Origin of the sequence: Halorhabdus utahensis DSM 12940 (assembly GCF_000023945.1) — an archaeon.
GTDB lineage: Archaea > Halobacteriota > Halobacteria > Halobacteriales > Haloarculaceae > Halorhabdus > Halorhabdus utahensis.
On the sequence record NC_013158.1, the window covers coordinates 275,786 to 292,674 of the forward strand.

The window sequence follows — 16,889 nt, forward strand, 5'->3', positions numbered from 1 at the left end:
ACTCGGGGGTACCGTCTCGGCTCAGTCGACGACGCGCCAGAGATACATCGAGGCGATCGAGCGGTACGGCTGCCAGCGCTCGGCGCGGGCGACCATCGCCTGCCGCTCCATGTCGTCCTCGAAAATCGTCTGCATCCCCTTCCGGATACCGAGATCCTCAACCGGAAAGACGTCCTCGCGACCCAATGCGAACATGAGAAACATCTTCGCGGTCCACGGGCCGATCCCGGAGATATCGGTGAGTTCGTCGATGACGGCCTCGTCCGACCGGCCATCGAACGCTGCCTGCGTGTAGTCATGCGCTTGCCACGCGCTCGCGACGTTTCGGATCGTCTGGCCCTTCCGCCCCGAAACGCCGACGTCCCGAAGCTGCTCGACCGGGACGTCACGTAGCGCGGTCGGCGTCACGTCGAAGTGCTCGAACAGGCGCTCTTCTATCGCGTCCGCCGACGCCATCGACAGTTGCTGGCGGACGATCGAGGTGACCAAACGCTCGAAGGGGTCTTCGGCCGGTTCGACCGAGAGTTCGCCGTGTTCGGCCACGAGCGGGGCCATCGCCGGATCGTCCCGCAGGACGTTGTGTGGTTCTCCCATGATCGATGGGGCCAAGCCACCGGAGAAAAATATGTCGATCAGTCGTCGTCACGACAGGGGACGCGCGTCTCGACGGTCGCTGCGCCGTCGATCGGCTCAGCCGGCACGCCCGCAACGGTCGTCTCCGCCGGGACATCCGAAAGGACCGTCGCACCGGCTCCGACTGTTGCGTTCTCACCGATGGTGATGTCACCGATGAGGGAGGCCCGGACGCCGATTTTTGCCCCGTCTTCGACAGTCGGGTGTCGTTTTTCGCGACGCATCGAGTTCCCACCCAGGGTGACGCCGTGGTACATGAGGACGTCGTCGCCGATCTCGGCAGTCTCACCGATCACGACCCCCATACCGTGGTCGATGAAGAGTCGCTCGCCGATCTCGGCCGCCGGATGGATTTCGACACCGGTCAGAAACCGCGCGATGTGGGAAATGATTCGCGCCGCCAGACGGTAATTTCGCTCCCAGAGTGCGTGAGCGATCCGGTAGAACCAGACTGCGTGAAGGCCGGAATAGGTCAACAGTACTTCCGCTGTGCCGTCCGCTGCTGGATCCTTCGCCTTCGCCGTCCGTACGTCGTCGAGTATTTGCCGTAACATGCGTTTGAAGGAGACTGGTCGTTTCGGCATCGGTCCAGCGGGCGAGAACCCGCGTCAATCGCGCGCGCCCACGCGGCCGAATCCGCGCCAGTCAAGCCGTGGTATGCGAACTAGTGGATCAACAGGCTTAAATCTATCAGATCGGCCGGAGATACGCCGGTTTCGACGGCCAGTATGCCGGCAAGATCCTCAAAACCCGCGACGGTGGCGAGCGGCCGTCGGATCGGACCGTAAACAGCGGTACACAGAATTAGCACGCTACGAGACAAAAGATCGGTTGATAGACGGGCGAAAATAGCGGAATCCTCGCCGTACAGGGTGCAGGAACGACACGCCACGGGTCCGCAGCGGTCGCCGCGCTATCGGGATACGACGTCCGGTTGCGGGATATCACTGCGGAAGTGGTCCAACACGGCCACGAATAGATCGATTGGCGCTTCGAGAAGATGGCTTATCAGGAACGACATTCGCAAGTATCTTCGCCGGGCGGCCACGAAGGACGGTTCGATGTATGAGTGACGATTACGAGACGCTCCTGGTCGATGTTGCAGGCAGTATTGGGACGATCACGATCGACCGGCCAGAGCGGATGAACGCCATCAGCCCAACCCTGCTCGACGAACTCGCCGACGCGATCGAGGCGCTGGAATCAAACGACGACGTTCGTGTTGTCGTCCTCGCCGGCGCGGGCGACCGGGCGTTCTCGGCGGGCGCGGACCTCTCGGTGATCACCGAGGGCAACGCCGTCGACGTCGCGCAGATTTCCCGCACGGGACAGGAAACCTTCGCCGCGGTCAAGGCGTGTTCGATGCCGGTCGTGGCCGCGATCGACGGCTTCTGTCTCGGTGGCGGGATGGAACTGGCGACTCACGCTGACCTCCGAATCGCGACCGAAGACGCCGTCTTCGGCCAGACCGAGCACACTCTCGGGCTGCTGCCGGGCTGGGGCGGAACCCAGCGACTCCAGCGGATTGTCGGCGAGGGACGGGCGAAAGAAATCATCCTCACCGCCGATCACTACGACGCGGACACCATGGCCGACTACGGGTTTCTCAACGAGGTTCTCTCCGAAAACGAGTTCGAGGATCGCGTCGACGAACTCGCGGCCGATCTCGCCGCCGGCCCGCCGATCGCCCAGGCGTTGACCAAGCGGGCGATGCACAAGGGGCAGGACGACGTCGATGCCGGCCTGGAGATCGAATCGAGCGCGTTCGGTCTCCTCCGGGACACTGAGGACCTCGTGGAGGGGATCGACGCCTTCCACGAGGACCGCGACCCCGAATTCGCCGGCGAATAACGTCGTCACACATCAGTCATATGATCAGTATTCCCAGAGCCGGTCGATACGGTCGCTGATCTCGGGATGGGCGTCACGGAGCGCGTCGGGGTCGGTTTCGCCGTTGACGTTGCTGACGTGAACCTCCCCGCGGCGGCCGTCGTATCGGTCCTGGAAGTCGTAGACGACGCCCACAACGTCGACGGCTGCCGGGACGTGATCGCTGTCACGGAGGAACTCGACCTGCCGGTCGACGTTGTACTCGACGAGATGGTCGATCGCGGCCGCGCGGTCCAGGTCCTCGGGGAGAGTCTCGACGCCTGCCCGGAGGTGTGGTTCGAGTATCCCGATCGAGTGCTCGATACCCGGTGGTTCGGAGATCCCATCAGTCAACGCGTCGTAGGTGGCCGTGACTGCGCCACAGCCGGTGTGACCGACGACGACCGCCGTCTCGGTCCCCGTGTGTGCGATCGGATAAAGGACGTCCCCCGAGACGACAGATTCGCCGTCGGCGTCCTGGAGGACGCGGTTGCCGATGTTGCTGACAGTAAAGAGATGGCCCGGGTCGTCATTGCCGAAGAGGTGATCCTGCATGACGCGGGAGTCCGAACAGCAGACTGTCACTGCGTCGGGTCGCTGGCCGTCCTGGAGGGTGTCGAACCGGTCGTCAAACGCGCTCGCGTGGGCTGTATTGCCGGCAAGCAGCGAACCGAGAACGTCGTGCATACGCGGGCAGAATCGTGCCGGCGGTTTAGTGGTTGAGATTTGCTTCCGCCGTCCCGCGTCCGACTGTTCGAACAACGTACAAGGATAAAGTGTCTCCCTCGCGGAGGCGGGTGTATGGGTGAGACTGAGATAGACAACGTCGACAAAGCGATCCTCTATGCGCTCCAGGAGGACGCCCGGAACATGTCCTCGGCTGACATCGCCGAACGAACCGGGACCTCCGACAGCACCGTCCGCAAGCGCATCCAGCGACTCGAAGCCGACGACGTGATCAAGGATTATAGCGCCCGCGTCGACTACCAGCAATCGGGTTATCCGCTCCGGATGTTGCTGTACTGTACCGCGTCGATCCCCGAACGCGGGGACCTGATTCCCGACATTCTGGCTATCGACGGCGTCGTCTCCGTCCAGGAACTGGTCACCGGTGAACAGAACCTGCTCGTCACCGTCGTCGGCGAGTCCGACAGCGACATTACGCCCGTTGCCCAGGAACTGCTCGACATGGGACTGACTGTCGCCGACGAGGTCCTCGTTCGAGCCCACGAGACGACGCCGTTCGGCAAGTTCGACTCCGGAGCCACGACTGCAGACGATTCCTGAGGCGTCTCCGGCGTGACGCCGTAGCCGCTACCGCGGCGAGTCGCGCCAGCACGGCGCCGTCCGTTTCTCGCCGGCGCGTCGTCGATCGCCGCCCGAGTGGCCAAATCCCGTCCCGCGAAACGATCCCCAGGACGACCTGTGGCGTCTCCCCCGGGAGACCGCACAAACATAACGTTTTATAATAGGATATATTCGATCGGATTGTGACGATAGCAAGATTTAATAATCAATCTGTTCTCAAAGATAGTGATTACGACCAGAACGGGATTATACGGCTGAACCGATTCCCGGAACGGTCGTGAGGGACAACGATGTCTGGACGCACAGCGAACGCGACGGTCGGATCGCTCCCGGACACGGCGGCTACGAAGTCGCTTGTGCCCGCAGCACTGACGTGGCTCGTGTGGGCCCTGTTCGCCGCGAGCGTGGCGACGCTCGTGGCCCAAGTCCGAGCGAATGACGTATGGCGCGTGGCCAACGTGGTCGCGATCGACGGCCTGACTGTCCTGCTGTGGGTCGTCGTGACGTTCGTCAGCGGAATCGTCCACAGCTACTCGCGCCGGTACCTGTCGGGGAGCGCTCACGAACGGCGGTTTTTCGTCGCCGTCTTCGGTTTCACAGCGGTCGTGATGGGGCTGGTCGGGGCCGATCACGTCGTGGTCTTTGGCTTCCTGTGGCTGGTGATGGGTCTGGTGATGGCGGAACTCGTGGGACTCGTTACGGGCTGGAAGCAAGCCCGGGCGGCCGCGCGCGTCGCCCGCCGGTACTTCCTCGCGAGCGGCGCGCTGCTCGGTCTGGCGCTCGGAGCGTTGTGGTGGGCGACCGGCGAGCCGACGATCACGGGGATCACCACGGCCACAGACGGCCTCGGCGGGCCGGTGTGGCTGGTAGCCGTCGGCGCGCTGGTCCTCGCGGCGATGATCCAGTCGGCGCTGATCCCCTTCCACACTTGGTTGCTCGCCTCGATGACCGCGCCCACGCCGGCCTCGGCGCTGATGCACGCCGGGTTCGTCAACGCGGGCGGGATCTTGCTGACTCGCTTTGCCCCAGTGGTTGCCATCGACCAGACGGTCATGTTCGCGATCGTCCTCGCGGGCGCTGCCAGCGCACTCCTCGGAAAACTCCTCAAATCCGTCCGGACTGACGTCAAGGGCACCCTGGCCTGCTCGACGGTCGGCCAGATGGGCTTCATGATCATGCAGGCCGGCCTGGGTTTCTTTGGGGCCGCGATCACCCATTTGATCCTTCACGGGTTCTACAAAGCCCACCACTTCCTGAGCGCCGGCGAGGCAATCGAGCGCACCACGCCCGGCGAGGAATCCACGGACGGACTGGGGCTCGTCGGCATCGCCGTCACGCTCCTCACGGGGCTGGCCGGTGGCGCGCTGTTCGCGGTCCTGACGGGGAAAGGTCTCCACGTCGACGGCGGCCTCGTGCTCGTGCTGATCGTGGTCGTGACGACGCTACAGGCGACCCGGGAGGTCGTCGCGCGCACGTCGCTGCCGGCTCTGTTCCGGTACGGGGCGATCCCGACTGTGTTCCTGCCGGCCATCGCCGTATACGCACTCGTGTATTCGGCCGTTTCGGAGCTGATGGACGGCCTTCCGGTCGTGACGGCACCGACGGAACTCACCGTCGTCCACGTCGTCGTCGCCGCCGGGTTCGTCGGCGCGTACCTCGCCGTGGAGACCGGCGTCTACGAGCGAAGCCGGCGACTCTACGTGGCGTTGCTGAACGCGAGTCATCCGTCCGCGCGTACCGTGCTGACTGCCAGGGAGGACTACAATGAGTACTGAAGACACCATCGAAAACAGCATCGAGAAGGCGGCGGCTACCGTCGGGTCCGCCTGGCCGATCCACTCGTTCGTCACAGCCAACCCGCTATCGGGCTTCGAGGACACGCCCTTCGAGAAGGCAGTCCGACAAGCGGCCGACCTGCTCGGCGGCCGTGGCTACCCCGATCCGGAGACGTTCCGGGCCGCCCTCGACGACGGCCGGATCGACCGCGAGATACTCGAAGCCGAGCTCGCCGAGCGCGGATACGCGGCGGACCCGGAGTCGTTACTCGACCGCATGGACGTGACCGGGACGTCCGACCGGAGGAAAACGAGGACGTCCGACGGTGCGGCCGAGCGTGTCGATCACGTCCTGACCAAGTGGCTCTCGGCGTTCCTCGACGAGGGACACGCCGAGTGGTCGATGCCCGACCGCGAAGCGGGGTTCTACGCCGCGTTCCGTGCGGTAGCGTCACACGACACACAGATCCCCGAGACCGGACTCGTCGCCGACCTACCCGAGAACGCTCACGACGCCATCGCGGCCATACTGGAGTCGTATTCGAAGAGTCAGTGGGTCCCCATCTTCGAGGAGCAACTGGCCGCGTTGCCCGGCTGGACCGGATTCATCAAACGTCGCGCCGAGGACGGTGACGTCTGGCAGTCGACTGCCCCCAGCACGCTGGCGGACTATCTGGCCGTCCGACTCACACTCTGTGACGCTTTCAGCGTCGACATCGAGCCGTCGATCGATCCCGGGAGCGAGGCCGACGCGAACGACGATGTCGCCACGGCGTTCCTGCGGGCCTGGGAGCGGAGTTACCGGAGCGAACTCCTCGAAGGCGTCGCGACCGAGAGTCGGTCGGTCGCCGGGACCGATCCGTCGGGACGCCCGGCCGCCCAACTGGTCTTCTGTATCGACACGCGTTCGGAGGTCATCCGCCGGCACGTCGAGGCCACGGGCGACTATGAGACCCACGGCTATGCGGGCTTTTTCGGCGTCCCGATGGAGTACCAGGGCTTCGACGCCGAGCGCTCGGTCGACGCCTGTCCTCCGATCGTCGATCCACAGCACCGCGTCACGGAGCTGCCGACAGAGACGGAGGCGAGGGCCCGTCACGATCGCTGGGCGCGGCTCCGCGCGGCCGCCGGCGACCTCGTCGAGACGCTGACGACGAACCCGGCCACCGCCTTCGGCTTCGTCGAGAAGGCGGGGAGCGGATACGGGCTGTCGCTGGCGGCCCGCACGCTCGTTCCCGCTCGCGTCTCCGACCTCTTCGCGGCCGCCGACGACGTGACTCCGGACGAACACGAGTTCTGTGATCCGCTCGTCGATCACCAGCACACCTACGCCGGCGACCTGCCGGTCGGCCTGACCCATGACGAGCAGGTCGAGTACGCCGCCAGCGCCTTCGAGTTGATGGGCATCGAGGAGTTCGGCCGCCTGTTCGTCTTCGTCGGCCACGCCGCCGAGACGACCAACAACCCTTTCGATTCGAGCCTGGACTGTGGGGCCTGCGCCGGCAACCCCGGCGGCCCCAACGCCCGGGTCCTCGCGACGATCTGCAACGACGACGATGTCCGGACCGCGCTGTGCGAGCGTGGGGTCGAACTCCCCGAAGACACCGTCTTCCTCGCCGGCGAGCACAACACGACCACCGACGAGATCACCCTCTTCGACGACGCTGTCCCCGAGAGTCACGCCGAGGACCTCGCTCAGTTGCGCGAGGATCTGGCTACCGCTCGCGAAGGTGCCGCCGCCGAGCGCGCCGCGTCGATGAGTGCGGCGGGGATCGCAGGTGTCGCCGAGACCGAGCGCCGCGCGTCCGACTGGGCGGAGACGCGTCCCGAGTGGGGATTGGCCGGCAACGCCGGCTTCGTGATCGGCCCCCGCGAGTTGACGAACGATCTCGACCTCGAGGGCCGTACGTTCCTTCACTCGTACGATCACACGACGGACCCCGACGGCGACGCTCTCGCGGCGATCCTTACCGGTCCGATGGTCGTCACGCAGTGGATCAACGCCCAGTACTACTTCTCGACGGTCGACCCTGCCGTCTACGGCAGCGGCTCGAAGATAACCCACAACCCTGTCGGCAACGTCGGCGTCTACCAGGGCAACGGCGGCGATCTGATGACCGGCCTCCCGCTGCAGTCGCTGTTTGGGGCCGCCGAGGAGCCCTACCACCAGCCGCTTCGCCTCTCGACGGTCGTCCACGCGCCGGTCGACCGCGTCACTGCGGTCCTGGCCGATCACGGGGAACTGCAGGAACTACTGGACAACGACTGGCTGTCGATGTCTGTCGTCGATCCGGCCCGGGACCACCGTGTCTTCCACTACGACGGACAATGCACCTGGACGCCGGCGACCGAACCGATCGCGGACGAACCGATGGTCCCGGACGCGCCCGCTGTCGGGGACGATTGACCATCTAGCTCCCAGCCCCGGGCGTCTCGACCGGGCCCACGCCATTCAATACCGTCGCGGACCAAGCGGCCGTTGTGAGCGACGACATCACCTCGCGCCACGAGCGCCTTGATCGCCACGACGTGCCCGGCCCTCGGAACGCCCTCCGGCACTGGATCAAGACGCGCAATCCGCTCTGGATGCTCGTCGTGCCGGCGATCATCTGGGTGCTTCGGCTGGTCCCGAGCGTCCGCATCAAGAACGTCGTCCTCCGTCTCCTCGGGGCCGAGGTCGGCGAGGGTGTCGCCCTTGCAATGGGTGCGACGCCCGATATGCTCTGGCCGGACTTGCTTGAAATCGAGGACGACGCCATCGTCGGGTACGACGCAACCTTGCTGTGTCACGAGTATCTCCAGGACGAATATCGCACTGGGACGGTCGTCGTCGGCGAGCGGGCGATGATCGGCGCGAGTGCGGTCGTCCTCCCCGGCGTCCGCATTGGGGCAGACGCTCAGGTGGCAGCCAACTCCCTCGTTTCGGAGGACGTGCCACCGGGTGTGACTGTGGCGGGTGTGCCTGCCGAGGTTGTGAGTCGTCCGGAGGAAACGTCCGGGACGACCGATGAGTCGTCACCTGAAGCGGGTGACGCCTGATTGGAAGACGCGCTGGTTCGGGACGATGAACTCGGCGTCGTCGTTTTCGACGTGCGTCACGAACATGTCGATCTCCTGGACGACGCCGCGTCGATCGCCGATCTCCACCTCGTCGCCGATCGAATAGGGTTCCGACAGCAGCAGGTAGATCCCGGCCGCGCCGGCGGCCAGCAGATGTTTGAACGCCAACCCGCCCAGAAACAGTATCCCGAAGACGTAGACGCTCAACAGGACGAGCAGGGCCGTCGTTGCGACGCCGAGTTGCCCAAGGGCGACCAGTGCGGCCACGTAGAAGATACTGTATTTCACGAGCGGGGCCAGGACGTAGATCTGCGGGAGTTTGATGCTACGGAGTCGTTCGCTGACTGCCAGAGAGGCTTTGTCACCCAGGATCAGGCCGGCGATCACTGCGAGAGCGGCGATGAACAACTGCGAGAGGTAGGCACTGAATCCGGCCCAGAACTGGGTCGGGTAATTGAGCTGGGCCGTCTGGATGGCGATGAATATCGCCAGCGCGTACACGAAAATCGCCGCGAGCTGGGCGACCAACCCGACCGTCGAGAACCCGACGTTCTGGAGTGTCCGCTCGAAGACCGTTCCCTCGACGGCCTCGGGGATCCCAGCCTGTTCCAGAACCGAATGGGTCATGCGCCAGACGAGATAACTGAGAACAGTACCGATAAACAGGACAAAGATCGCCACGACGACCGCCGTCTCCTCGGAGAAAAGCGTGCGTATGAGATCGGGGATGTCAACCATCAGTACTCCTCCGGATCGAGTTCGAGAATCAGCTCACCGCCTTTGAATGCTCGTACCAGCCCGTCGCTTTCGCTGAGAACGATCGCCGTCGCATTCGTATCCCGCGTCACCGCTCCCGCAGCCATGTGGCGGGCACCCAGCCCCTTCGGAATGTCGACGCCTTCCGCCGACGGTTCGAGATAGCGGTACGCAGAGACGATCTTCCCCGAGTCGGAGATGACGAACGCGCCATCGAGCCGCGAGAACTCCTTGAGCATCACGTTGACGATGGGATCCCCGACGTGGACGTGGGACTTCTCGAATGGATTGTAGCTCAGCGGACGCGACTTGTTCATCACTTTGCCGGCGTCGCCGACGACGAACAGTGCGCCGACGGGCTTGCCTTTCTGGCCTTTCTTGCCGAGTTCGACGGCGACTTCGAGGACGTTCCGGATAACGCCCGGTTCGGCCCGCGAGTTGACGAACAGATCGTAGACGCCGGATTCGACGAACTCACCTGCGCGGACGCGAACGATCGTGTCGAGTTCGTCAGCGTAGGTCCGCCCCAGGCACAGAATATCGTCCGTTTCCATTACGTACTCCTTTTCGAGCGCACCTTCGACGCCAAATCGGACGCGATCGTCGATGGCCGTGAAATCCAGCGGCAACTCGACGAAGCGCTCCGCATCAGGGCCGTTCTCCGCGCCAACGACGATGACCGTGTACGCTTCCGCGAGTTCATCATAGAGGCTATTGCTCGGCGCAAACAGGAATATAGCGTCGAGATCAGCACTCAACCGTCCCAGCACATCGTCAATCTGACTCATTGTCCTATTTTCGATCGGACACGAAAAAAGGGTTGCGGGCGTCAGACGCTCCGCTTCGAGGCACGTCTCGAAGTGGCGACATCGCTGAGAGTCTTCGCCAGCTTCAGCCACTGACTTGCCCGGGAACGCGATCCCAATCAAGGGAATGCCGAGAAACGACGCCGCGGACCGCACTTGCTGACCGCCACCATCAAGATATGGACAACTATTAAGTACGAATGACTGAAACGATCATTCCGAACAAGCAATGATCGACGAAGAAAAAACACGTAACGCAGAACACGACGACACGCGATCGATCGACCGACCAACGGGCGACAAGCACACCCTGTCGACACCATCACGGCGACGGTTCCTCCAGGCAACAGCGGGAACCGGAATCGCCGTCGCGAGTGGTGGCTTGGTGGGGCATGCAGCGGCCGATTCACACACGAGTGCGCTCCCACCGCTCAGACGGAACGGTAATCAGATCGAGACACCCGATGGGGAGACGATCGAACTCCACGGCGTCAATATCGCCGATCCAAAGCGAGTCGACGTGACCGCGTCGGTACGCGGGAAAGATGCCGCCCAGGCGATCGATCTTGCGACAGACCCCAGTCAGGGCTGGCATGCCGACGTCGTCCGGCTGCCGGTCCAGCCGGTCGACATCGGCGAACACCAGGCTGGAGCGGGACCGGAGCCGCCGGCGTTCGACGAATCTCAGCTGCAGGACTATATCGAGAACCATCTCGATCCGGCCGTCCAACAGTGCGCGGCAAACGGGGCGTACGCGATCATCGACTACCACCGGCATCGCGACATTCCGTGGACGGATGACGGGCTCAGCCAGGAAGTGACGATGTTCTGGGACATCGTCGCCCAGCGGTACGGTGAGATGGATCACGTCATCTTCGAAGTATACAACGAACCCCAGGGCAACCCGAACTACGGCGTCTCTGGCCAGGAGTTAGTGGACTTCTGGGGTGAGTGGAAAGCCACAGCCCAGCCGTGGGTCGACACCGTTCGGGAGTACACAGAGAATCTCGTGCTCGTCGGGTCACCGCGGTGGTCACAGATGACCTTCGGTGCGGTGATCGAGGAGTTCGATGGGGCAAATATCGGCTATACACTCCACCTCTATCCGGGACACGGACCGACGACACCTGGAGACTACGATGACTTCGTCACGCCGGTCAACAACGGCGGCGGAGATGTTCCCTACGACGACGAGACGCCCGCCTGGGAGGTCGCGCCGGTCTTCATGACCGAGTGGGGATTCGATTACGACGCCGACCCGGCCGCGGGCGGCGGCGTCAACGAGGATACGGCAGCTGGCGCGGACTGGGCGGAGCACGATTCGGATTTCGGCCACCACGTGACCGAGTGGCTCTCGACGCGCCCGGTGCATTCGACCGCGTGGGTGTTCGACGTGCTCTGGGACCCCAACATGTTCACGCGTGGGTTCGATGTCCCCGACGACGAAGGCTGGGCACCCTATACGGGTGGGGAGATCCCGGAATACGTCACTGATCGGCCTGCCGAATGGGTTCTTCAGACCGGCGACGGCGAAGCTGATATCGACGACGTCCGGTGGCTCCTGAATAACCGCGACAGCGAGGCAGTCAAGACGAACCCGGACGCCTACGACTTCGACGGTGACGGGACCGTCGGCGTCGGCGACATCCTGGCACTATTCAGATCGATCTACTGAGAGAGCCATTCTCGGCATTTCCGCGTCCAACCCCAAAAGCAACGCTCACGCCGGAGAGTCGCTCACGCCCAGTCGTGGTTGTCGATGCCCTCGTAGTGCTTCAGACGACTCTCGATCTCCCAGGGTTCCCAGCCACACTCATTGTAGAGGACGTTCGCAAGTTTGTCGAAGTTGCTCTTATCGAGTTTGATCCCACGGCGTCCGCGGTGGATAATATACGGTTCGCCCCTGAGATCAGCATACACGTTGCGACCTGTCGGGTAGTCGCCGTCGATGGCCGAGAGGTTGAGGAGGGCATCCTCCGTGATCGGTGTTCCCCACTTGTGCTTTGCGATCATCGTCGCCAGGAGGGCGCATTTAACGGATGGCTTCCGCATGATCGTGAAGAAAAATCACGCTCATATAAATCCTGTTAATAGCAAGTTACGTGAGGGGAAATACTTATACACGCATAGAACAGATTCACCTGTATGAGCAGCATGAAGCACGAGGACAGCGATCGCGGGCAAACGAAGGAACTCCGGAAGGAGCATCCCAGTGGATGGTTTCATCTCACCCAGCACGACGCCGTTCCCATACTTGTCGACGCGCTTCTGGACCTTCCACCGAACCGTGAGTTCAACAAGACTGAACTCGCGGAACACGCCGGCGTCACGCGCCAGACTGTCGGGAACTACACTGCCCTCCTGCTTGAAGTCGAACTCCTCGAAGAAGTCCCGAACACGTCACCTCGTCGGTACCGGGTCGCAGACAGCGATGTCGTCCGAGAACTCTTCGAGCTGAACAGCGCACTCAACAACGTCAGCGGATAGAAACCAGAAGACGCACTTGAACGCCCCAGGCGAGTCCGTTCGAAAAACGACGTGAGTGAATGTGGAGACTGGGACGCGATTTTTCGGGATCAGGCTGCCGCACCGACGTACAGCACCGCCACGAGGAACACCCAGACGGCGTCGACGAAGTGCCAGTACATCGAGACAGTACTGACGGACGTGTGCCGGTGCTCGGAGTACTGACCGGCCATGCCGCGTGCGAAGACGATCCCGATCAGAACCGCCCCGAGGGTGACGTGTGCGCCGTGAAGGCCGGTCAGCCCGTAGAAGGCACTTCCGAAGGTCCCCGTCGACAGCGAGAACCCATCAACGACGATGAACTGGTAGTACTCGTAGGCCTGTCCGCCGATGAAGACGATGCCCAGCGCGAGCGTGACGCCCAGCCACTGGAGGAATCGCCGTCGATTACCTCGTCGGAGCGCGAGGTGGGCGACGTGGAGTGTTACGCTTGAAGCGATCAGGATGGCCGTATTGACGACGACGAGACTCCCCAGCAGGTGGGGAAGGTGATCGGGCGGCCACGCGCCGGCGCGGATGAAGAAGTAGTAGACGAAGCCGGCACCGAACGTGGCGATCTCCGAGCCGAGGAACAGTAACATACCCAGCCGGAGGCCGCTACTCGCGCTCGGGTCGGCGCCGCGATGCCAGAAGTCCACGACGAAGGCGTGATACAGCCAGCCGTACATCCCAACCAGGAACAGGAAGACGCTGACGATGATCGCACCCGGTCCGACGGATGAACCCACCAGGGGGTCGTCCCCGCCGGCAAGCAGCCAGAGCGCAGCGCCCAGATAGATCCCGGCGGCACCGATCGCGGTGATAAAGGGCCACCAACTGGCCTCACCGAACCCCTGTGGCCAGTCCTCCTCGGCGGGGAGGTGATGCCCGTCGCCCGCATCCGTGTCTTCGACAATGCTCATAGGAATGAGTTCCCCGGCGGCGGGCAAAAAGGCACCTTCGGGGGAGTCTTTTGCCGCCGTCGCCCGATCACCCGGCTGGCCGGCGGGAAGCTGACAGTGTCCTGGCCGCGTTGCCCAAGCCGGAACCTACACGGGCCGGACCCACGAAGGGGCCCCAATGGCGTCGCCTAGAAGCCGAGAACTCGGGCATCGACTGCTCGCGGTCGCGGCACTCGGAGTCGCCGGGCTTCTCGTCCCGTCGGCCGCCGCCCACGGCGGGAGTCTCGGGGCGAGCGCCCGGGAAAGCGTCACCGTCCCGACCTGGCTGTTTTTGACAACCGGCGGGGCCATCGTGGGCGCTTCCTTCCTGCTCGCGAGCTTCGTCACCGATCGCCGACTCATCGACGAACTCCACGGCTGGCGGGCGACCATCCCGTTCCACGGTCGCACGGCAGTTGGATCGATCGTGCGCGCCGGTGGCGTCCTCGGGATGATTGCCATCGTCGTGATCGGCTATGTGGGTCCCCAAAGTGGACTCAGCAATCTCGCGATCCTGCTCGTCTGGGTCGGGTGGTGGGCCGGGTACACGATGAGCGCATACCTGCTCGGCGAGACATGGTCGACGGTGAACCCCTGGCGGACGATCACAACCTGGCTCCCATCGCTGGATCGAACGCTCCCGGCCGTAGGTGCCTGGCCCGCTGTCGTCGGGTTGCTCACCCTCATCTGGATCGAAGTCGTCAGCCCACTTGCCGACGACCCGACGTTGTTGTCGACGGTGGTGGTTGGCTACTCAGTCGTAACCCTCGCGGGCGCGGTGGTCTTCGGATCGGACCAGTGGTTCGATCGTGTGGACCCGATCTCGACCGTCTTCACATACTATGGCCACGTCGCCCCGATCGCGACCGTCTCGACGCGCGTCGGAGAGGGCACAGACCAGCAACGGGACAGCCCGGATAGACTGACCGTTCGACCGCCGGGCGTCGGACTGACGCGAACGGACCTCGTGACGGATTCGAGCGACGTCGCGTTCGTGGTGGCGTTGCTGTGGTCGACGACCTACGACGGGCTCGTGGCGACGCCCGCCTGGAAGGCCCTGATCGCACCGCTGGTGGAGGTCGGCGTGCCGGCCCATCTGCTGTATCCGACCGCGCTTGCCGCCGGTTTCGGCCTCTTTCTCGGGGCCTACCGACTCGCCGCCCGGGCCGCGCGCTCAAGCAGCGAGACGTACCTGGCAGCCGACAGACTCGCCCGGCGGTTCGCACCACCGCTGATCGCCATCGCCGCCGGTTATCACCTGGCGCACTATCTCGGATACTTCCTCTCGCTCGCGCCCGTGCTCGCGACGGTTCTCACGTCGCCACTGTCGCCGCCCGCGGTGGTCCCAGTGTTCTCGCTGCCGGGTTGGTACGGCGCGATCCCCGTCGCGAGCGTCCTCGCCGGCCACCTGCTGGCGATCTGGATCGCCCACGCGGCCGCTTTCGATCTGTTTCCCGGCCGTCTCCAGGCGATCCGGAGTCAGTATCCGTTCACGCTCGCGATGGTCGCCTACACGATGACGAGCCTCTGGATCGTGACTCAACCGACGATTCAACCGCCGTTCCTCTGACCATGACAATTACATCTCCCCCAGATCCCGACGCCTACGACGTACCGGCCGGGGCTGACCCGGCACGCTGTCCCGAGTGCGGCCGACCGTTCGTTCGGGCGGAACTCCGGACCCTCCATCGCGGCCAGGAGCACGGGGAAACCCTCGACCAGGACGAACGAGACGCATTCGAAGACATTTACGAGGCCGAATCCGAACGATTGCGGCTGTTCCGGCTCAAAGCACTGATCGCCCTGATCGTCCTCTATTTCGTGCTGTTGATGACGTACGCGCTGGTGTGAGGATCGGCTGTCGGGGCACTGCGCCGGTTCAGCGCCGACGGCGTGCGACCCGTTCCTCGGCCGTGTCGGCACAGACGACCTCGTAGAGCAGGGCGCGCCCGCCGTCCTCGGTCGGCCGAAGAATCCGGCCAAGCCGCTGGGTAAACTCCCGCTGACTCCCGCTGCCAGCAAGCAGAACCGCCACGTTCGCGTCGGGAACGTCGATCCCCTCGTCGAGGACGTTCGCCGTGATCACCGTCGAGTAGGCCCCGGTCCGGAACCCCCGAAGGATCTCTTTGCGCTCCGCAGTCGATGTCTCGTGGGTGATCGCCGGTCGGAGGAACCGCTCGGAGAGGCGATAGACGAAGTCGGTCGAGGCGGTGAAGACGAGCACCCGGTCGTCGGGGTGCCGATCGAGCAATTCAGCGAGGGTGTCGACCTTGCGTTCGGCCGTCCGGACGATCGAGCGGGCCCGCTCCTTGGCGAGCAAGGCCTCCCGGGCCGCCGGGTCGGTCCCCGACCGGATGACGAGTTGCTGGTAGTCCTCGCCGCTATGCATGTCGATGTTCGATCGAGCGAGGTAGTCGGTGAAGGTCTCCTGGTTGCGCTCGTAGCTGGCCCGCTCGTCGTCGGTGAGTGTGACTTCCAGGCGTTTGACGTCGTACGGCGCGAGGTGTCCGCCCGCCAGTTCATCGGGATCGAGGCGATAGACGACCTCGCCGATCAACTCGGTAACGACCTCGTGAGCGCCATCCGGTCGCTCGAATGTTGCGGTCAGCCCCAGCCGGGCGGGCGCGGCGAGCAGTCTTGCGATGTCACGGTAGCCTTCGCCGCCAAGGTGATGGACTTCGTCGAAGATCACCAGCCCGAAGCGGTCGCCGATCTCGTCGGCCCGCAGATACGCCGAATCGTACGTGGCGACCGTCAGGGATTCGAGTCGCTGTTCGCCACCGCCGAGTTGCCCGATCGAAACGTCGAACTCCGTCTCCAGTTCCTCGCGCCACTGCTCCAGCAGATCGATCGTCGGCACGACCACGAGTGTCGGCGTGTCGAGCGCTTCGATCGCCGCGATCCCGATGATGGTCTTGCCACTCCCGGTCGGGAGTTCGAGGACACCACGATCGTCACCAGTACGCCAGGCATCGAAAGCCTCCTCCTGGTACGACCGGAGTTCGTAGGTCGAATCGAGAGCGAGTGTGGGAAGGTCGAAAACGCGGTCCGCTACTGTCGTGCCCGTCGCCTCGATGGCGTCCCGGACCGCCGCGTATCGAAAGCCGGGCGCTCGCCAGGATTTCGAACGTTCGTCGCGCTCGACATCTGCGAGGGACTCGCCTGTTTCTGCGTCCAGCCCGTCGATGCGGACCGTCCCGTCCTCGTAGGTCAACGTGACGCGAGCCACGGCTGGT

17 protein-coding genes and 1 pseudogene are annotated in these 16,889 nt (G+C 64.0%); 10 read left to right on the forward strand and 8 right to left on the reverse strand.

All coding sequences use genetic code 11. The features are described 5' to 3' along the window. Nucleotides 1-21: 21 nt before the first annotated feature. Nucleotides 22-594: a DNA-3-methyladenine glycosylase family protein gene (locus HUTA_RS01410; RefSeq protein WP_012795356.1), complete on the reverse strand. Its 573-nt coding sequence runs from the start codon at nucleotides 592-594 to the stop codon at nucleotides 22-24. 38 nt (nucleotides 595-632) lie between these two features. Beyond that, nucleotides 633-1,187, reverse strand: a complete 555-nt coding sequence (gene cysE / locus HUTA_RS01415) for a serine O-acetyltransferase (RefSeq protein ID WP_012795357.1) — start codon at nucleotides 1,185-1,187, stop codon at nucleotides 633-635. A gap of 302 nt (nucleotides 1,188-1,489) precedes the next feature. Here cysE and HUTA_RS16075 point away from each other — a divergent pair, with 302 nt between their 5' ends. Together HUTA_RS16075 and HUTA_RS01420 are read left to right on the forward strand one after the other, a co-directional pair. Further along, nucleotides 1,490-1,612 carry a 3-hydroxyacyl-CoA dehydrogenase NAD-binding domain-containing protein gene (locus HUTA_RS16075; RefSeq protein ID WP_394295032.1) on the forward strand — a complete coding sequence of 41 codons (123 nt, stop codon included), beginning with the start codon at nucleotides 1,490-1,492 and terminating at the stop codon, nucleotides 1,610-1,612. 95 nt (nucleotides 1,613-1,707) lie between these two features. Further along, a pseudogene (locus HUTA_RS01420) lies at nucleotides 1,708-2,484 on the forward strand (enoyl-CoA hydratase/isomerase family protein); the annotation flags it as partial. A 24-nt stretch (nucleotides 2,485-2,508) separates the two neighbouring features. On the opposite strand, the gene HUTA_RS01425 reads toward HUTA_RS01420, so the two are convergent. After that, nucleotides 2,509-3,189, reverse strand: a complete 681-nt coding sequence (locus HUTA_RS01425) for a carbonic anhydrase (RefSeq protein WP_012795359.1) — start codon at nucleotides 3,187-3,189, stop codon at nucleotides 2,509-2,511. Nucleotides 3,190-3,303: 114 nt separating this feature from the next. On the opposite strand from HUTA_RS01425, the gene HUTA_RS01430 reads away from it, so the two are divergent. The 4 genes from HUTA_RS01430 to HUTA_RS01445 all read left to right on the forward strand — a co-directional run bounded on the left by HUTA_RS01430 (nucleotide 3,304) and on the right by HUTA_RS01445 (nucleotide 8,624). Beyond that, a complete protein-coding gene (locus HUTA_RS01430; protein WP_012795360.1) occupies nucleotides 3,304-3,789 on the forward strand; it encodes an Lrp/AsnC family transcriptional regulator in 486 nt (161 codons plus the stop codon). 311 nt (nucleotides 3,790-4,100) lie between these two features. After that, nucleotides 4,101-5,585 carry a proton-conducting transporter transmembrane domain-containing protein gene (locus HUTA_RS01435; protein ID WP_012795361.1) on the forward strand — a complete coding sequence of 495 codons (1,485 nt, stop codon included), beginning with the start codon at nucleotides 4,101-4,103 and terminating at the stop codon, nucleotides 5,583-5,585. Continuing rightward, nucleotides 5,575-7,992: a DUF2309 domain-containing protein gene (locus HUTA_RS01440; protein WP_012795362.1), complete on the forward strand. Its 2,418-nt coding sequence runs from the start codon at nucleotides 5,575-5,577 to the stop codon at nucleotides 7,990-7,992. The genes HUTA_RS01435 and HUTA_RS01440 overlap by 11 nt, the downstream gene beginning before the upstream one ends. Before the next feature lie 74 nt (nucleotides 7,993-8,066). Beyond that, entirely contained in the window at nucleotides 8,067-8,624 is a 558-nt protein-coding gene (locus tag HUTA_RS01445) for an acyltransferase (protein ID WP_012795363.1), read from the forward strand. On the opposite strand, the gene HUTA_RS01450 is transcribed toward HUTA_RS01445, so the two are convergent. Both HUTA_RS01450 and dacZ read right to left on the reverse strand, forming a co-directional pair. Then, a complete protein-coding gene (locus HUTA_RS01450) occupies nucleotides 8,601-9,383 on the reverse strand; it encodes a mechanosensitive ion channel domain-containing protein (RefSeq protein WP_012795364.1) in 783 nt (260 codons plus the stop codon). The genes HUTA_RS01445 and HUTA_RS01450 overlap by 24 nt on opposite strands. Further along, nucleotides 9,383-10,189, reverse strand: coding sequence for a diadenylate cyclase DacZ (dacZ, locus tag HUTA_RS01455; RefSeq protein ID WP_012795365.1), 807 nt, complete (start codon nucleotides 10,187-10,189; stop codon nucleotides 9,383-9,385). Before dacZ ends, HUTA_RS01450 begins: the two co-directional genes overlap by 1 nt. Nucleotides 10,190-10,436: 247 nt before the next feature. On the opposite strand from dacZ, the gene HUTA_RS01460 reads away from it, so the two are divergent. Beyond that, nucleotides 10,437-11,882, forward strand: coding sequence for a glycoside hydrolase family 5 protein (locus HUTA_RS01460; protein ID WP_012795366.1), 1,446 nt, complete (start codon nucleotides 10,437-10,439; stop codon nucleotides 11,880-11,882). Between the two features lie 62 nt (nucleotides 11,883-11,944). Here the strand turns inward: HUTA_RS01460 and HUTA_RS01465 are convergent, their stop codons facing one another. Further along, on the reverse strand, nucleotides 11,945-12,259 hold the full coding sequence (locus tag HUTA_RS01465; RefSeq protein WP_012795367.1) for a hypothetical protein: 315 nt from the start codon (nucleotides 12,257-12,259) through the stop codon (nucleotides 11,945-11,947). 93 nt (nucleotides 12,260-12,352) lie between these two features. On the opposite strand from HUTA_RS01465, the gene HUTA_RS01470 reads away from it, so the two are divergent. Further along, a complete protein-coding gene (locus HUTA_RS01470; RefSeq protein ID WP_012795368.1) occupies nucleotides 12,353-12,694 on the forward strand; it encodes a hypothetical protein in 342 nt (113 codons plus the stop codon). An 89-nt stretch (nucleotides 12,695-12,783) separates the two neighbouring features. Here HUTA_RS01470 and HUTA_RS01475 read toward each other — a convergent pair whose 3' ends face one another. Then, complete coding sequence (locus tag HUTA_RS01475) at nucleotides 12,784-13,635, reverse strand: cytochrome c oxidase subunit 3 (RefSeq protein WP_012795369.1); 852 nt, start codon at nucleotides 13,633-13,635, stop codon at nucleotides 12,784-12,786. A 157-nt stretch (nucleotides 13,636-13,792) separates the two neighbouring features. On the opposite strand from HUTA_RS01475, the gene HUTA_RS01480 reads away from it, so the two are divergent. Then, complete coding sequence (locus HUTA_RS01480) at nucleotides 13,793-15,223, forward strand: hypothetical protein (RefSeq protein WP_012795370.1); 1,431 nt, start codon at nucleotides 13,793-13,795, stop codon at nucleotides 15,221-15,223. A gap of 2 nt (nucleotides 15,224-15,225) precedes the next feature. Continuing rightward, entirely contained in the window at nucleotides 15,226-15,504 is a 279-nt protein-coding gene (locus HUTA_RS01485; protein WP_012795371.1) for a DUF7410 domain-containing protein, read from the forward strand. A 28-nt stretch (nucleotides 15,505-15,532) separates the two neighbouring features. Here HUTA_RS01485 and HUTA_RS01490 read toward each other — a convergent pair whose 3' ends face one another. Then, nucleotides 15,533-16,882, reverse strand: coding sequence for a DEAD/DEAH box helicase (locus HUTA_RS01490; protein ID WP_012795372.1), 1,350 nt, complete (start codon nucleotides 16,880-16,882; stop codon nucleotides 15,533-15,535). Nucleotides 16,883-16,889: the final 7 nt, after the last annotated feature.

What these genes read in the sequence shown, in the direction of transcription:
- HUTA_RS01425 (WP_012795359.1), bottom strand. Translation starts at nt 3,189, where the DNA reads ATGCACGACGTTCTCGGTTCGCTGCTTGCCGGCAATACAGCCCACGCG.
- HUTA_RS01485 (WP_012795371.1), top strand. Translation starts at nt 15,226, where the DNA reads ATGACAATTACATCTCCCCCAGATCCCGACGCCTACGACGTACCGGCC.
- HUTA_RS01465 (WP_012795367.1), bottom strand. Translation starts at nt 12,259, where the DNA reads ATGCGGAAGCCATCCGTTAAATGCGCCCTCCTGGCGACGATGATCGCA.
- HUTA_RS01450 (WP_012795364.1), bottom strand. Translation starts at nt 9,383, where the DNA reads ATGGTTGACATCCCCGATCTCATACGCACGCTTTTCTCCGAGGAGACG.
- HUTA_RS01475 (WP_012795369.1), bottom strand. Translation starts at nt 13,635, where the DNA reads ATGAGCATTGTCGAAGACACGGATGCGGGCGACGGGCATCACCTCCCC.
- HUTA_RS01440 (WP_012795362.1), top strand. Translation starts at nt 5,575, where the DNA reads ATGAGTACTGAAGACACCATCGAAAACAGCATCGAGAAGGCGGCGGCT.
- HUTA_RS01480 (WP_012795370.1), top strand. Translation starts at nt 13,793, where the DNA reads ATGGCGTCGCCTAGAAGCCGAGAACTCGGGCATCGACTGCTCGCGGTC.
- HUTA_RS01410 (WP_012795356.1), bottom strand. Translation starts at nt 594, where the DNA reads ATGGGAGAACCACACAACGTCCTGCGGGACGATCCGGCGATGGCCCCG.
- cysE (WP_012795357.1), bottom strand. Translation starts at nt 1,187, where the DNA reads ATGTTACGGCAAATACTCGACGACGTACGGACGGCGAAGGCGAAGGAT.
- HUTA_RS01435 (WP_012795361.1), top strand. Translation starts at nt 4,101, where the DNA reads ATGTCTGGACGCACAGCGAACGCGACGGTCGGATCGCTCCCGGACACG.
- dacZ (WP_012795365.1), bottom strand. Translation starts at nt 10,189, where the DNA reads ATGAGTCAGATTGACGATGTGCTGGGACGGTTGAGTGCTGATCTCGAC.
- HUTA_RS01430 (WP_012795360.1), top strand. Translation starts at nt 3,304, where the DNA reads ATGGGTGAGACTGAGATAGACAACGTCGACAAAGCGATCCTCTATGCG.
- HUTA_RS01460 (WP_012795366.1), top strand. Translation starts at nt 10,437, where the DNA reads ATGATCGACGAAGAAAAAACACGTAACGCAGAACACGACGACACGCGA.
- HUTA_RS01470 (WP_012795368.1), top strand. Translation starts at nt 12,353, where the DNA reads ATGAGCAGCATGAAGCACGAGGACAGCGATCGCGGGCAAACGAAGGAA.